Source organism: Chryseobacterium sp. SIMBA_028, assembly GCF_046535285.1.
Classification (GTDB): Bacteria; Bacteroidota; Bacteroidia; order Flavobacteriales; family Weeksellaceae; genus Chryseobacterium.
This window is the reverse complement of the sequence record NZ_JAWRWZ010000890.1, coordinates 1-230: the sequence shown is the minus strand read 5'-3', so window position 1 is coordinate 230 and position 230 is coordinate 1. Positions and strand designations below refer to the sequence as shown.

Annotated in this window: 1 protein-coding gene; it reads right to left on the bottom strand. The window is 63.0% G+C overall.

The features are described 5' to 3' along the window. Positions 1-227 (bottom strand): glutamate-cysteine ligase family protein (locus SCA31_RS25770; protein WP_410699766.1); only part of this gene is annotated, 227 nt, incomplete at its 3' end. Positions 228-230 lie beyond the last annotated feature (3 nt).

The window sequence follows — 230 nt, the reverse complement described above, 5'->3', positions numbered from 1 at the left end:
GAACCTTGCCAGTACGGAGAGTTGGCGCTGAGCGCCAAGAGCAACGGTAACCACACCCGGATCCGATCCAGGACAGCTACGCCTTCCTCCCCCGAAGTGACGCCAACGTGGACATGGAAGCCGCACGTCAATTGTTCACGGAGCGTGATCCCGAACCGGGACGCCATATCGACATATCGGGGACGCTCAACCAGGGTCGGCGTGCCCGCAACGGGGCTGGTGGCCAAGGC